The 15589-nt window shown below is 51.7% G+C and carries 10 protein-coding genes; 9 read left to right on the top strand and 1 reads right to left on the bottom strand.

The genetic code is table 11. The features are described 5' to 3' along the window. The first annotated feature begins 98 nt into the window (after nt 1-98). From ACO08I_RS04260 to ACO08I_RS04220, 9 genes are all read left to right on the top strand, one after another. The gene (locus ACO08I_RS04260) at nt 99-320 is read left to right on the top strand and encodes a hypothetical protein (RefSeq protein WP_350177394.1); all 222 of its coding nucleotides are present in this window, start codon (nt 99-101) and stop codon (nt 318-320) included. Then, complete coding sequence (locus tag ACO08I_RS04255) at nt 320-1405, top strand: hypothetical protein (RefSeq protein ID WP_421947395.1); 1086 nt, start codon at nt 320-322, stop codon at nt 1403-1405. The genes ACO08I_RS04260 and ACO08I_RS04255 overlap by 1 nt, the downstream gene beginning before the upstream one ends. 1017 nt (nt 1406-2422) lie before the next feature. Continuing rightward, on the top strand, nt 2423-3124 hold the full coding sequence (locus ACO08I_RS04250; protein WP_421948584.1) for a metallophosphoesterase family protein: 702 nt from the start codon (nt 2423-2425) through the stop codon (nt 3122-3124). Between the two features lie 177 nt (nt 3125-3301). Then, nucleotides 3302-4447, top strand: coding sequence for a fatty acid desaturase family protein (locus tag ACO08I_RS04245; RefSeq protein ID WP_421948583.1), 1146 nt, complete (start codon nt 3302-3304; stop codon nt 4445-4447). After that, entirely contained in the window at nt 4413-5519 is a 1107-nt protein-coding gene (locus ACO08I_RS04240) for a fatty acid desaturase family protein (RefSeq protein WP_421948582.1), read from the top strand. Before ACO08I_RS04245 ends, ACO08I_RS04240 begins: the two co-directional genes overlap by 35 nt. Before the next feature lie 213 nt (nt 5520-5732). Further along, on the top strand, nt 5733-7217 hold the full coding sequence (locus tag ACO08I_RS04235) for an alpha-L-fucosidase (protein ID WP_421948581.1): 1485 nt from the start codon (nt 5733-5735) through the stop codon (nt 7215-7217). Nucleotides 7218-7317: 100 nt separating this feature from the next. Next, nucleotides 7318-8337: a LacI family DNA-binding transcriptional regulator gene (locus ACO08I_RS04230; protein ID WP_421948580.1), complete on the top strand. Its 1020-nt coding sequence runs from the start codon at nt 7318-7320 to the stop codon at nt 8335-8337. Between the two features lie 38 nt (nt 8338-8375). Next, the gene (locus ACO08I_RS04225) at nt 8376-11966 is read left to right on the top strand and encodes a glycosyl hydrolase-related protein (protein WP_421948579.1); all 3591 of its coding nucleotides are present in this window, start codon (nt 8376-8378) and stop codon (nt 11964-11966) included. Nucleotides 11967-12219: 253 nt separating this feature from the next. Further along, nucleotides 12220-14733, top strand: a complete 2514-nt coding sequence (locus ACO08I_RS04220; RefSeq protein WP_421948578.1) for a LamG-like jellyroll fold domain-containing protein — start codon at nt 12220-12222, stop codon at nt 14731-14733. Between the two features lie 122 nt (nt 14734-14855). Here ACO08I_RS04220 and ACO08I_RS04215 read toward each other — a convergent pair whose 3' ends face one another. Continuing rightward, nucleotides 14856-15524, bottom strand: a complete 669-nt coding sequence (locus ACO08I_RS04215) for a uridine kinase family protein (protein ID WP_282776491.1) — start codon at nt 15522-15524, stop codon at nt 14856-14858. Nucleotides 15525-15589: the final 65 nt, after the last annotated feature.

Below are 15589 nucleotides of genomic sequence, written 5' to 3'. Positions count from 1 at the left end.
GCACTCTGTTTTCAAGATATTCAAGTAGTTTATTATGATTTGGGTGTGACGGATTTTTGATGTACAGAAAGATACGTATCTTAAAGCAAAAAGAAGGTATGAGCGCACGAATAGTAAAGCAAGATGGGGGTAAGGTCACGATAGAGGTTGATATGGAGCTTAACGGCAGCATGCTGAGCCAGGAAGAAGCGATACAGCTAGCCCTAAACGAAGCAGGCAAACTCGCCACGCGCGCTGCCGCCGAGCGTTTCGATACGGATGGTACTGCCATCACCCACAAAGGGCAGCGCCTTTCGAGCAAGGGGCGAAAAAAAAGTTAATGTCCACACCTTACGGCAAAGTCTGCGTCAAGCGCCACGTCTACCAGCCTGTTTGTGGCGGCGTGAGCTACGTACCAGCTGACAGCACGGCAGGCATAGTAGGCAAATCGACGCCACGGCTGGCCAAGCTGCTGGCTAGCGACTATTGTGAGGGCTCAGCCAGGAAAGTGTCAGCCCGGTTTAAGGAGCACCATGAAGTCGAAGTGAGCAAAGACCTTGTGCGTGATGTGAGCCTGCGCATCAGCCGCCACGCTAAAGAAGTAGAAAGCCGCTGGTCTTACGCCATGCCGGAAGAGGTAAGCCTTTGCGGGGTCAGCTCAGTGAGCATAAGCCGGGACGGTGCGATGGTGCACCTTCTTGACGGCCTGCCTGGCAAGCCTAAGCGCAAACCGGGCTACCGGGAAGCGATGTGCGGCGTAATCAGCCTTTACGGGCATGAGGGCAAGTTGCTGCACTCTATTTACTTGGGGGTTGGCGCGCAAGAGAAAAAAGGGGCTTTCACCCATCTGTTGGAAGAAGAGGCTGAGCGGCTTAAGGCACAGTTCGAAGAGGCTGGGCTACGGCCGGTTTACGTGGGGGTTGCAGATGGGGCGCCCGACAACTGGACACAGCTGGAGCGGTTAACCGACTACCAGGTAACGGACTACTACCACGTCACTGAACGGCTTTACAAACTGGCTGCAGTAATGCCCCTGCCCTCCAAAAAACGTGCGCAGTGGGTAAGCCAGCAAAAGAGTACGCTGCTGAACGAGCCGGGCGGCGCAGCCCTCGTTGTGGAGCGCGCGCGTCAGGCGGCTGCGGGTGTCAAGACGCAGAAGCGGCGCGAAATCGCCCGCCAGCAAGTTGTATACCTGGAAAACCAGCAGCACCGGATGAATTATTTTCAAATGCAGGAAAAAGGGCTGCCTATCGGTTCCGGCACCGTAGAGGCAGGGTGCAAGACGCTGATCAAAGCCCGTTTGGGAGGTAGTGGCATGAGGTGGCTTAATGTGCATGCCGATGATATGCTTATCGTCCGTGCGCTCAAGCTGTCTGCGGGCAGATATGAGCAATATTGGAAAAAGAGAATGCGGTATGCAGCTTAATAATTACATCAAAAATCCGTCACACCCCTAAGACCGGGACTAAATCGGCGCTACTTCTGTCCTAATCCTGCCGATTTAGCTTTACTTTTTGTATTGGAGTATAGATAGATGATGTATTTTTGGTCAGATGCCCGCTTACACCGTAAGAAAGGGCATACCGTGGGAAGCGTGAGCTTTTCCGGTAGCGAGCATCCAGAATAGATAGGACTGCGATCCCGGTTCAAGACTTACTAAGGTTCGCCTTAAGGAGGGCTCACCAAGTAAGTCTAAGACCGGGACTAAATCGGCGCTGGGGCTTTGCTGGGGCAGCCGATTTAGCGTTATTTGAAAGATTGCCAATTAGAAAGATAGCTGAAGCAAAGCGGAAGTCCCGGTCTAGCGTAGTAGCTAAGTGCAACGAAGCGTCACGCAGCTTTACCGGGAAGAGCGCATCCAGAATAGATAGGACTGCCGAAGCGCAGCGAAGGCCCGTATGGGCGATCCCGGTTAAGATGTACTATCTGGTTCCAGGCTTGTTTAAGTACATCTAAGACCGGGACTAAATCGGCGCTATGGTTTTGGCTGGTTCTGCCGATTTAGCTTTAATGAACTATTTTTGTTGCACTGGAGCACCTCGTGCTGCAATAGCGTGGAGTGCTCCAGTCCGGGCCTAGCGAAGTAGCTGAACAGTGTGAAGCGCCTGTATGGGTTGCGTAGCTTTGCAGGGATCCAGAATAGATAGGACTGCGACACTGCACCAATCACTGCTATCCAGAAGATCAATTGTCAGAGAGCGCATCCAGAATAAATAGGATCCCGGTTAAGACTTACTAAAGTTCGCCTTGTGGGCTCACCAAGTAAGTCTAAGACCGGGACTAAATCGGCGCTGTTTCGTTCCTGGTTCTGCCGGGTTAGCTTTACTTTCAGTGAAGATTAGTAAATTGAAGTAGATTGGTCAGGTGCCGGTGCCCGGCCGCTGAGGCTATCGCGGATGGGGGAGGTAAGAAAAGGCATGCCGTTGTAAGTAAGAAAAGGAAAATGAGTAGGAAAATATTAATCGGAGATATTCATGGGTGTTTAGCTACTTTCAAAGCATTGCTGGAGCAAATCAATATTCACCGGGAGAGGGATAAAGTATTTCTGCTTGGAGATTATGTCGACAGAGGCCCGGATTCAAAGGGGGTAATTGATGAAATCATAAGCCTGCAACAAAAAGGATATGCCGTCCATCCAATAAGGGGAAATCATGAACAAATGTTGCTAGCAGACCATCATGCTGAAACCGTAAAGGGGTGGCATGATATGGCAGACGAAGAATTGAAAAATAGTTTTGGTATTGAGCATTTGACCCAGCTTCCAATCGAGTATATAGATTTTTGTGAAAAATTGCCTTATTACCACTTAGAGGATGATTTCATCGCTGTGCATGCAGGCTTGGATTTTAGTCAGGAGAATCCGTTGACAGAAAATAAAGAACTGTTGTGGATAAGAGATTGGTATGATAAGGTTAATTATGACTGGCTTCAAGGAAGAAAAATAATTCATGGGCATACGCCCCTGACACGCCAGGAAATTGAAGAACAGTTAAGTTGTTTTGACGAAAGGCAAATCCTGAATATCGATTGTGGGGTATTTCTTTCAAAGAGCAAAGCTCATGGGCTAGGTCATCTATGTGCGTTCGATATAACGAACAAAAGATTATATTTCCAGGAGAATATTGAAAGGGATTGCAAGTATTAATACCCTGCTTGCCAAATGGGCTAAATCGCTCACTAACCTTTTCCCCAGGCAGCCGACCTCCCTCCAGTTGAACAGATCAACTCCGGCCCGGCCCAGACTTCCGGAAATCGGAGCAAAGTGATTTTTAGCAGCGCCTTTGTACCGGAAACAGGGTACTTTGCTCCTAAATTCCAGGTTATGCAGACGATTAAGTTCAGGGTCAATAATAGGGACGATGCTTTTTTTCAGGCGTTGCAGAAAGAGGTGTCGACATGGCTGGACAAACAAAAAAACGGGCGCTATGCGAATACCCTAATGCTTGTTAAAGGGGTGCTCTTCCTTTCGCTCTTCTGGGGTGCTTATGCGCTTATCCTTTTTGGTGGTTTTTCCAGCATCGCGACCATCCTGTTGTATGCCTCAATGGGGGTATCGGGACTGCTGATTGCCTTCAATATCTCGCATGATGCCTGCCACGATGCCCTGACTTCTTCGAAGCTTTTCAATAAAGTGGTGTATTACCTCACCTTCAATCCACTGGGGACGGACGCCTATCTATGGAAGCTTCGGCATGTGCATTCTCATCACCCGTTCCCGAATGTGGACCATTGTGATATCGATATTGATAATAATTTTTTGATCCGGCTTTCGCCAAACCGGCCACTGCTCCGGCATCATCGGTGGCAGCACGTCTACGGTCCTTTCCTGTATGCACTCTACACCCTGCACTGGGTTTTTATCAAAGACTGGGCTTACTTGTTCCGGAAAGACCTGGCCAACCTCCGGGATATCAAACATCCACCGGGGGAAGTGTTCGGCATGATTGCCGCAAAGGCATTCTATTTCTTCTACCTGATTGTCCTGCCGGTTGGGATGGGCTTGCATTGGGCTACGGTCTTAATCGGTTTTTTGGCCTTGCATGTGGTAATGTCTTACTTTTTTCTTCTGACCAATATCATGAACCACCACGCGCAAGAGGCGGATTTCCCGATCCGTGATGAAAAGGGATACCTGCCGGGAAGCTGGGCACAGCACCAAATTGCTACTTGTGTTGATTTCCACCCCAAAAGCAGGGTTTGGAATTTCTTCTTCGGGGGCTTTAATTCCCATGCCGCACATCATTTGTTCCCTACCGTATGCCATGTGCACTACGTCAAGCTATCGGAATTCATCATCGATAAGGCAGCAGCCTATGGCGTAGCGCACAAACAAATGAGCTGGTGGGCAGCGCTCGTATCTCATTTCCGGCACTTATACGATTTGGGGCATATGCCGCCACGTACCCAAGCCGATCAGCAAAGTCAAGAGCAATATGAAAACCATCAAGTTTCAGGAGAGCAGCCATGAAGATGCTTTCTTCAATGAAGTCCGCGAAAAAGTCAGGGGCTACTTCAGACAAAACGGTTACGATGGCTATGCTACCTGGGCAGTGTGGCTCAAGGGGAGTATCTATGGGCTGGCATCCGTTTTTCTGTACGTCCTCATACTCACCGGCGGCCTGACTGTAAGCTGGTGGTGGTTATGCTGGATAGGCTGGGGGATTGCCAGCTTGCTGTTCGGTTTGAACATCGGGCACGATGGAGCGCACAATGCCCTGAGTGGGCACAAAGGTCTCAATAAGCTCCTGTTTTACCTCAGCTTCAATGCGCTTGGTGCCAGTGCTTACCTTTGGGGGCTCCGGCATGTGCAGTCCCACCATCTATTTCCCAATGTGGATGGCTGCGATGCCGATATCGATGATACCCGGGTCTTACGCCTGTCTCCGAACCGCCCCGTATATGATTTCCACCGATACCAGCATTTGTACGCTCCATTCCTGTATCTGTTCTATTCGCTGGTCTGGGTCTTTTATAAGGACTTCAATATCCTGAACAAGAAAAGGCTTGCCAACCTCCGCAACATCCGTCACCCCCGTTCAGAAGTCGTGGCCTTTTTCCTCCTGAAGGCACTCTACCTTTACCTGGCCCTGATCGTGCCGCTACAATACTCCGGATATACACCCGGGCAGGTATTGGCGGGCTTTATTTTGATGCACTTCTGTCTTTCCTATGCCTTCATATTTGGCTTGATCGGTTCTCATTTTTCCGATGAGGCCCATTTTCAGAGCCTGGATGCCAGAGGGTACCTGCCGCACAGCTGGGCCATCCACCAATTAATCACTTCCGTTGACTATCATGCCAAAAGCCCATGGGCCAATCTGATTTTTGGCGGATTCAATGCACACTCCGCCCACCACCTTTTTCCGAGCGTCAGCCATATCCACTACCCGGCTATTTCCAGGATAATCGAGGAGGCCTGCCATAAGCACAACATCCCTTATAAAAACCTTACCTTAGGGGAAGCCATTCGCGCTCATTTTCGCTATCTTAAAAAAATGGGGGTGGATAGCCGTGCCGGGGAGCGCATGCAAATGAGCTAGTCCATTTTTAGAGTCAGGATTTTTGTCCCTACCTTGTGGAGTGTTCGGGCAATCAGCTGCAACCGGCAATTTTTACGAAAAAGCCCTAAAAAAAACTGCAATTAGAATTTTTTTTACGGTAATTCAATTTTTTAGGATTTTATGTTGCTAAAGTACTGTTATACAGGCAATTAATGCTGTTATTTATTTTTTACCTGCAAATCTGCACTAAGCATGAAAAAACTCTTCCTCCCCTTTTTTCTGTTTGCTTCTCTTTCATCAACCTACTGTCAGGCCCTCTTAGAAGACGAGCGCTATGTGCCGGAAACCGACCCCCTAGTCCTGCAAAAGCTGAAGCAGTGGCAAGACATCAAGTTTGGCTTGCTGATGCACTGGGGCCCCTATAGCCAGTGGGGCATTGTGGAATCCTGGTCCATCTGCCCGGAAGATTATGGCTGGTGTGAACGCACAAAGGGCAGCCATGCGGATAATTACATGGACTACAAAAAGGAATATGAAGGCCTGAAGGAAACTTTCAATCCGGTGAAATTCAATCCGGCGAAGTGGGCAGAGGCTGCTAAGGATGCGGGCATGCGCTATATGATCTTTACGACCAAGCATCACGATGGGTTTTCTATGTTTGATTCAAAATATACCGATTATAAAGTCACGGACGAAGGCTGTGCATTCAGCAGCCACCCCAAAGCCAATATCACTAAGGAAATTTTTGAGGCTTTTCGGGCGGAGGACCTGTGGGTGGGCGCCTACTTTTCCAAGCCTGACTGGCACCACGAAGCTTACTGGGACCCTTACTGGCCACCGTTCGACCGCAACGTGAATTACGATCCCGCCCTCTACCCGGAAAAATGGGAAACCTTCGTTCAGTTTACGCACAATCAGCTGCTGGAACTGCTCACCGATTACGGAGCCGTAGACATCATCTGGCTTGATGGGGGCTGGGTGAAAAAGCGCGACCAGCATAACCTGGAGGAAAACTACGCTGGCAAATTTTCCGAAAATAAAGGCAGTAACGGTTTCATCAAACACCGCATCGTTTCCCAGGACATCCGCATGGACGAGCTGGTAGCTAAAGCCCGCGAAAAACAGCCGGGCCTAATCGTGGTAGACCGCGCCGTTTACGGCAAAAACCAGAACTACCTTACGCCCGAGAACCGCGTGCCGGAAAAAGAACTGCCCTATCCCTGGGAGTCCTGTATCATTTCCGGCGGCGGCTGGTCCTATACCCCAGACGCCACCTATATGAGCGGCCGGGAAGGCATTCAAATGCTCGTGGATATTGTAGCCAAAGGTGGCAATCTCCTGCTCAACATCGCACCATCGCCGGAAGGGGAATGGCAGGAAGGCGCTTACCAACTGTTAGAAGAATTCGGCGCATGGATGGACGTAAACGGGGAAGGTATCTACAACAGCCGCCCTTTACCGCCTTACAAGTCTGGTAACATCTGCATGACGCAGCAGGACAATGGAAACGCCTACTTCTTCTACCTGGCAGAAGCCGGCGAACAAGCTATGCCGGCCCGCATTACCCTGCCTGCTCATCAGCCCGCCAAAGGTAGTACGGTGACGCTCCTTGGGCACGATAAGCCCCTGGACTGGAGCCCTGAAGGCGAAGGTTTTACCGTAAGCCTGCCCAAGGCATTGCAAGCTAATCCACCCGCCTCTTATGTATGGACGTTCAAGGTGGGGCAGTTGCGTTAGTGAACCGGGTAATTCGCTTAATAGACAAAATTGAATCCGCGTTTTGAAAACAAGAGAAGTTTATCTATTTTTGATAAACAGCTAAACCGGTTTAGTAAAAATGAAAAAAATCTTCCTTAAAGATATAGCCGAAGCGTTGAACCTCTCCAAGACCGCCGTATCTATGGTGCTTAACAACAAAGGGGATGAAAACAAAATCAGCAAGGAGACGCAGAAGCGGGTCTGGGCCTACGCCCGGGCGCATCACTATCAGCCCAACCAAATGGCGAGAGCGCTAAGCCTTGGGAAAAGTGAGACGATCGGGCTGATTGTGCCTAATATCTCGGATATCTTTTACGCTACGATTGCGCACTACGTGGAGCGGAAGGCGAAAGCGCTCGGGTACAACGTAGTCTTCAGTAGTTCGAATGAAGATCCGGAGACCGAGAAACAGCTGATGTACTCCATGCTTAACCGGCAGGTAGATGGGCTCATCATTGCTTCCACCCAAAAGAATCAGGAAGACATAGAGGAACTAAACCGTTCGAAGTACCCATTCGTGCTGATTGACCGCCACTATCCGGGCCTGACTACCAATTATGTGATTGTCGATAACCTGAGGGGCACAGAGCAGATGACCCGGCATTTGTTGAAACAGGGGCGTCAGCGCATTGGGCTGGTCAGTATACAAAGCGGGCTGGAGGCAATGAAGCAGCGGCAGCTGGGTTACGAAAAGGCGCTTCGGGACGCGGGGCTTGAATACCGTGCAGAAATGGTGAAGCTGCTTTCTCCATTTGAGTATGAATCAGAAATGAAGGAAGCTATCCGGAGTATGTTGCATGGGCCCCGGGCCGTAGATGGGCTGGTTTTTACGACCCACTACCTGGCTGCATCGGGCCTTAGAGCTTTGAAGGCACTGGGCGTAGAGGTGCCCGGTGAGGTCGCCCTGATCAGTTTTGATGAGCTTGGGGCGTTCGACCTGGTAGAGCCGCCCATCACTGCCAATCAGCAGCCTGTGGAGGATATCGGGCGCTTCGCGGTGGAAATCCTGGTGCATGAAATAGCCCGTAAAGGGGCGGGCATGGACAAGCAGCGGGTCTTGCCCACCCAGCTTCTCATCCGTAAATCCTGCGGGGCATAAGCACCTGATTCAGTGGGGCTGCTCAAATCAGTATTCATATGATCAAGTACAACTCATTTCATACCATTTACAATATCTGCTTCTTCCTGTGCGGGCTGGCCACAGCATGGGCAGGTGAGGGGCGCGTTCCGGCATCAGCCTTCGACCACGGGGGCAATGGGCAGGGGCACCTTCAGGAACTGAATGTCAACTATCAGTTGTATCAGAGCTGTCAACAGGACCTGGAAGGCTATAGCGAAATGCTATCCGGCGCTGAGTTCTTCGCTTACCCTTCGCTGAGGGAGGATGTCAATGTGTCCATGATTGCCCGGGCGACTACGGGTGAGATGGGATTTGAACTGCTGACCGGGACAGTACCGGCAGATTTCAAGCCAAAAACAGCCACTTTTGCCTTTTTGAGCGATATCGACCTCAATCAGCGGCATCCATTCGATGTCTATCTCAACGGCACCCGGTTGCTGACCTTTCAGGCCAATGAGGATGGTACGCTTAGGGTTTCTGAAAGCCCCGATCAGGCTCAGGCCGAATTCCTCCTGATCCGCCGGGATGCTAATGGCGATGGGCTCGGCCTGTTCCGGCTAACGGTCCCGGCCGGCTTACTGGCTAAAGGGGAGAAAGTCCGCCTTCGTTTTGTCGGGCATCGCAAGCACGCCAATGCCTGGTTTATGATTTTTAAAGCGGATGATGTGGTGGAACGCCTGCGCCGGTCTGTTGAAAGCGAGGCGGCCTTCGATATCAGGGAACGGGACGGTCAGCTTTTCGTAGGCGCGCCCGCTCACTTCGCCGGGCAGCCCGTTTACCTGGTCAGCGATGGAAAACGGAGTGCCACACGGATATTCGAACTCAAAGGCGAATTATCCGGTACTGCCTTTGCAACAAAACCGCCTCAGCGTAGCTTCTCTATCAGGTGCGGGGATACAGAAATAGCATTGAGGTTTGAAAACAAGGACGGGATCCTGACCGCTACTGATCTTAAGGGGGATTTCATTTATCACCACATGACTTACTATCAGCAGGGGTGGAGGGCTACTTTGGCCAAACTCTACCGTCCGGAGTTTTTTGAAGTCTACAGTGACTTTTTCGACCGTAAGTACGAAAAAGGGCAGGTGTCCCTTATGAATTCCAGCCATCAGGACATCGCCTGGGTAGATCGTCCGGAAGTTTGCATCATCCTGCGGGATACGCTGCTGCTGACGCCTGTTCTCCGGGATGCCTTCGTCCGGGAAGACTATGGTTTTGATATCGAAGACGGGCTGATGTTGCGCGAATACCTCGAACGCCATCCGGAATCCCAGGAAAAACTGACCACCCTCCTAAACCGGAAGCTGATTTCCGTTGGTGCCACTTACAATTGCCCTTACGAAGACATGTACGATGCTGAAGACCAGGTCCGGCAGCTCTACCTCGGCAAAAAATGGGTGAAAAAGACCTTCGGGGGCTATGACTCCAAGGTCTATTGGAATGTGGACGTGCCGGGCAAGTCCCTGCAAACACCACAGATTCTCAAAAAAGCGGGAGTAGACTACATGGTTATCAGCCGTCATGCCAAAGGGATGTTCCATTGGGCGAGCCCGGATGGCAGCTCGGTTTTTACCTACTCCCCCGGGCACTACGGCAACGACCTGCTCTACCTGTCCAAGAGCAGGGGGCAGCAAATGAAATACGGGGCATCGCAGGTCCGGTATTGGGCAGACCGATTCGAAGGGAGAGCGGTACAAGCGCCCCTGCTGTCCAGCCAGGACATGCTGCCGGCCATTGATTATACCGATCTGATCAATACCTGGAATGGCTTCGATTCCCTGAAGCGGGCAGACGGTACGGCCCAGCCGGTATACCTGCCGGATATGGAGCTGATGACAATGGACGAATTCATGCCCCAGGCAGCGCAGATGGCTACTAAGTTGGATACCATTATGGGCGAGCGTCCCAATGTATGGGTTTACATTCATGGCCCGGGCCACCGGGAGGCGCTGACAGCCAGCCGGGAAGCTTCGAAGTTACTTCCTGCAGCGGAAAAATTCTACACCATCGCCAACCTGCTAAGCCCGGAGCAGATGCCTTATCCCTACGATCAGTTTGACGAAGCGTGGAAGGCTAAGATTTATCCCGACCACGGCTGGGGCGGCCACGATGGCGATATTACCGATAACCTTTTTAAGGAGAACCTGGTGAAATCCAGAGTGATGGGGGAGGGGCTGCTCCGGGAGAGCACGGCGTTTATCGCCAGGCACATCCAAACCAGGCAGGGACAGGGCATTCCGCTCATCCTGTTCAATAGCCTTTCCTGGGCCCGCACCGACCCGGTAACAGTCGACATCCACTTTGCGATGGGGCAGTTCAGGCAGATTGCGGTCTTTTCAGCTGATGGGCAGGAGGTGGCCGTTCAAACCTGCAACGAAGCCTATCACGATGATGGCAGCCTCAAAAGCGCCGGTCTCACTTTTATTGCCGAAGAAGTCCCGGCAGTAGGCTACGCCACGTATTACCTCCGCAATGAAAAGCCAACGGTGGTCACTACGTCCCAATCCGCTTCTGTATCTAGCTATGAAAATGGCTTTTACCGCGTGGATTTTGGGCCGGGCGGCATTCAGCAGGTGCAGGACAAAGCGCTGGGCCGCGATCTGTTCGATAGTAGCCACTTCAAGCCCGGAGAGGTCTTTACCCTGCAATCGGCAGGCAATGGAGCCGGTGAATTCGGGGATATTCAGCAGCCGGAGCTGATTGGTTTCGATCAGGTCAGTACGCACGGGGCGGATTGGGTAATAATAGAAAACGGGCCGGTCTATACCCGGTATCGGCTGGAGCAGCAAATCCGGCACGCTATTGTACTGCAGGAAGTTACGCTCTACCACAAATTAAAACGCCTGTACTTTGACACCGCCCTTCGCAATTGGTCCGGGGAGTTATTTCGGGAGTTTAGAACGGCCTTCCCGCTCAAAATGGATAACGCAGAGGTGTCCCATGAAGTGCCCTTTGGCCGGGTGCGGGTAGGCAAAGATGAGATCAAAACGGCCGGGGAGCGCTACACGCCACTTTGCAAGGACGTACACCCACGCGCGATTATCGACTGGATAGCAGCCACAGATACAGAAATATCGGTCACGTTGAGCTCCTCTGTGGCTGCTGCCGATTGGGTGGACCCTACCGGCCAACATGGGGGGCGGCCGTTGCTGCAGCACTTGCTTTTGGCCAGCCGTGTATCTTGCCACGGGGAAGGCAATGAATACTCCCAGGCTGGGCACCACGATTTCCATCATGTCCTGACTTCCAGCCCCACGGGCAGCCTTGAGGGGCCACGGGTGGCGAAGCAAAAGAACGAACCGTTGCAGCCCATCATTTACCCTGACCGGTCAGTCCGCGCAAGCTTGCCTGAAAAGCTTAGCTTCTTTTCCGTTGATGCGGAAAATGTTATGGTCTCAGCCATTAAAAGGGCAGAAGACTCTGATCACGTCATTTTACGGATGTATGAGTTGGAAGGCACTGCTACAGACACCCGTGTCGGCTCCTTTTTTAAAATTGGGGCGTTTGAGCGCACGAATATAATTGAAGAGTATCCACAACCTGCCGGGCCCGGGTTGAAACTGGGAAAATATGCCATCGAGACCTTTCGGCTAATTCTGGAGGAATGAGCAGTGGAAAAAGTTTTTTAGGCTGGTTTGTAACTTCACAGACAATGAGGAAGGACTGAGGAACTGTTTTTTGGCGTATCCTTTATAGCTTTGAAAGCTAAACCGATTTAGGATTTTTGAAAAGCATAAATCAGGCAGCATAGTTATGCCTCAGCAATAGCGTGAGTCTACATTTTATGTCTGTCAAGTGTGTTTTTATAAATGGCACTTACTTCAATCATTAACCTGACTGTTACAGTCAACTATCTTCACGATGCAACGATCATTTTATTTTTTTCTACTTGTACTCATGCCTGCGTTGGCATTTAGCCAAAACTTCGGGCTACAGTTGGATGGCCTAAGCAACCACCTGGTCCTTTGCGATGCCCCGGAACTTCAAATTGCGGAATCCTTCACGGTGGAAGCCTGGGTCAACGCGGCAGAATGGAAACCTGCGGCCTGGCAGGGGTCTATTGTTACCAAAGATGGAGCTGCTGGTACGGGGTTTGCGCTCCGGGCGGGCAATAACGGTACGCTGGATTTTGTGATGGGGACCACCGCCGGGTGGCAGTCCGCACAAACCACGGCCATTATGAATACCAATCAGTGGTACCACGTGGCTGCGGTGGTTGCGGCCGGGGCTATCACAGTGTACGTCAATGGGGTGCCTGAAGGCAGCCAAACCTATGCCGGAGTGCCTGTTGTGGGTGCTTCGCCTGTGACCATCGGTGAATCTTCCGGATTTCCGGGCAGAGGCTGGTCCGGGGTAATTGATGAAGTCCGGATTTGGAACCTGGCCAGGAACAGTCAGGAGCTTATTCAAACGATGGCAACACCGCTCAGCGGTAATGAGCCCGGGCTCGCGGCTTATTTGCCCATGAACGAAGGTGCCGGTACTATCACCTCCAACCTTTTAGGGTGTGATGGGAGCTTTGCAGGCGGCCTGGGCGATGAGGGCTGGGTAGATGGCTTCGTACTGGCAGCTACAGACGTAGGTGTAACGGCCATCACCGATCCGGATGTCCTCAGTATCTATCAGCGACCGGTAAAGGTGGGCTGTACGATCCGGAACTTTGGCGTGGACCCCGTTTCCGGATTCGCCGTGCAGCTGTTGGTTAATGGGGAAGTAGCGTTGGAGCAAACGTATGAAGGCAGCATCGCAGCGGGCGAATCTAAGCCCTTCGTCTTTGATGCGCCCTATGATTTTACCGGCAACGATGATAACGAAGTTGCCGTTCAGATCAGCTACGCTGAGGATGACAATGCAACGAATGATGCTGCTACGATTAATTACGAGCGGCCGGAAGGAGGAACGGTCGTGACGGTTTTTGATGCCCGGCAGCATAATTTTGGTGCAGCGGGGCAGACGCAGTTCCGTGAAATTATCCTGCCGGCCAATATGGAAGACTACGAGCAGTTGTTGCTGCACTTCTCCGTGGATTGCCCGGGTACCGGCTGTGACCCCTGGGATCAGCCTGCCAGTATTTTCATCGATACGCCACAAGGCTCCTTCGAGATTGCAAGATATATCACCCCATTTGGTATTGCCTGTGGCCCCTGGACGATTGATGTGACGGATTTTAAGTCTGTGATGGGCGGCTCAATTACGTTCCGGTCTTTTATACAGGTCTGGGGGGCTTCCGGGTGGCTGTTGAATGCAGACTTAGAATTTGTAAAAGCGGATGCTCCTTCGTACCAGCGCATCAACCGTTTATGGGAAACCTCCAACCTCGTATACGGAGACCCTGCGATCAGCTACGATTTACCTGAGCAGGAGGTGGAAGTATCCCCTTTGGCACAATCCACACACCTCCGTATGACCATCTCCGGGCACGGTCAGGGCAATACCGATAATGCGGCCGAGTTTTCCAACCGGACTCATTCTCTCTGGGCAGATGGAGCGTTAGTGACGCCCCACCATCTTTGGAAAGCGGATTGTGCCCAGAATACCTGCGCCAATCAGCTGGGGACCTGGCTGTTCTCCCGTGCCGGATGGTGTCCCGGGCAGGAGGTCATCCCATTTACAGTCAATCTGACGAGTCTGGCTACGCCGGGAGCGCCGCTTTCCCTTGATTATGTGTTGGAAGACTATACCAACTTTCTGAATACCGGCTACAACGGCAGTTCTCATACCGAGCCCCACTACCGGATTTATGCCTATCTCGTGGAGCAAAGCGATGTTCACCTCAGTGCCTTCAATAATCTGCGGGCAACCGGCTTGCAGGTTGCGACCAATGGCGATCCCGCCAACCCGGTCTTCGAGAGCATTACCTTTACGGTTGAAAATACAGGCTCGCAGGATATGCAGAACCCCACGCTGGCCTATTTTATTAATGGCGATTTCGTTTTTGAGGAGACTATCGCCGCAACCATTGCACCCGGAGAAACTTACCTCCACGCCTTTACGGAAGTGTCTGGTTTTACCCCCGGAGCTTTCAACAGCGTCGTTGCCACTCTGGCCGTTTCGGGCGATCAAAACCTCAGCGATGATGCCATACATACAGTCATTAGCCCGGATTTGGTGGTGGATACGGAAGAACAACAGGCTTTGCCAGCTTTCAGCGTTTTTCCCAACCCGACATCTGGCCGGTTTGAATACGAGGTTGGCGATCCGTTCCTGGGCGGCAGCATTCAGGTATTCGACAGTCAGGGGCGGCTGATCAAGGCGTTGGCGATTCAATCGAACAGGGCCACGGTGACCGGACTGCTTCAGCAAACCGGGGTGTTTTACCTGGTCGCGCAGGCTCCCGGTGGGCACCGCGGCGTGCAGCGGATAGTGGTATTGTAAGGCATATGGCCAGACTTTAGATTTGCAAAGGCTTTGCCATATTTTCGAACTTTTACACTTGCCCGGCGGCCTTAAATTGGCGGCCGGGCAACTATAGGCTATGAATTAGCCTTCATTCCCAATTATTGTTTGTTATCCGTTTTCTCTTTCTTAAAGTTGAACTTCTCCCGGCCAAAGTCCAGGTAGTGATGCAGGTAGCCAGTGAGCATTTCCAGGCCCCGGTCGAAGTGGAGGTTGTTATTGATGATGATGTCTGCCTCATCCATATAAGGCTGAATGTATTTCTCAAAGGTTGGCAGTACGTGGTGTTCGTAACGATATAGCACGTCCTCCAGCGGGTAGTTGCGTTCGAGCTGATCCCGTTTGATGCGGCGGATCACTTTGAGGTTCTCCTTGGCATGCAGGAAGATTCGGATGTCAAACAGGCGGCGGATTTCATGAAAATGATAGATGAAGATGCCTTCCACCAGGAGGATAGGGGCCGGGCTGAAGGTCAGCATTTTGGGACTCGCGAGCTCGTTATTGAAAGTGTACTCCTGCCTTTTTACCGGCTGCCCATCAATCAGACGCTCAATATCACGGGCAAAAGCCGCCGCATCAATGGATTCCGGGAGGTCGAAGTTGTATATGCCTTTGAGGTCCTGCTGTTGTTCTTCCCGCGGGCGGTAATAGTCATCCTGAGAGACCACACAAATCTGGTGGTCGGAGAACCGCTCTTTGAGCCGGCGGATGAAGGTCGTCTTGCCGGACCCGCTGCCGCCCGTAATGCCAATGATCAGAGGTTTTGCCATGACAGTATTGCTGTTTGGGCAAAAGTATAAATATTGTGGAGCAAACCGGGATGATCACCAAGTTT

Origin of the sequence: Phaeodactylibacter xiamenensis (genome assembly GCF_965229835.1) — a bacterium.
Lineage (GTDB): Bacteria > Bacteroidota > Bacteroidia > Chitinophagales > Saprospiraceae > Phaeodactylibacter > Phaeodactylibacter xiamenensis.
Note: the sequence above shows the minus strand (reverse complement) of the source record. Positions and strands in the feature narration are given on the sequence as shown.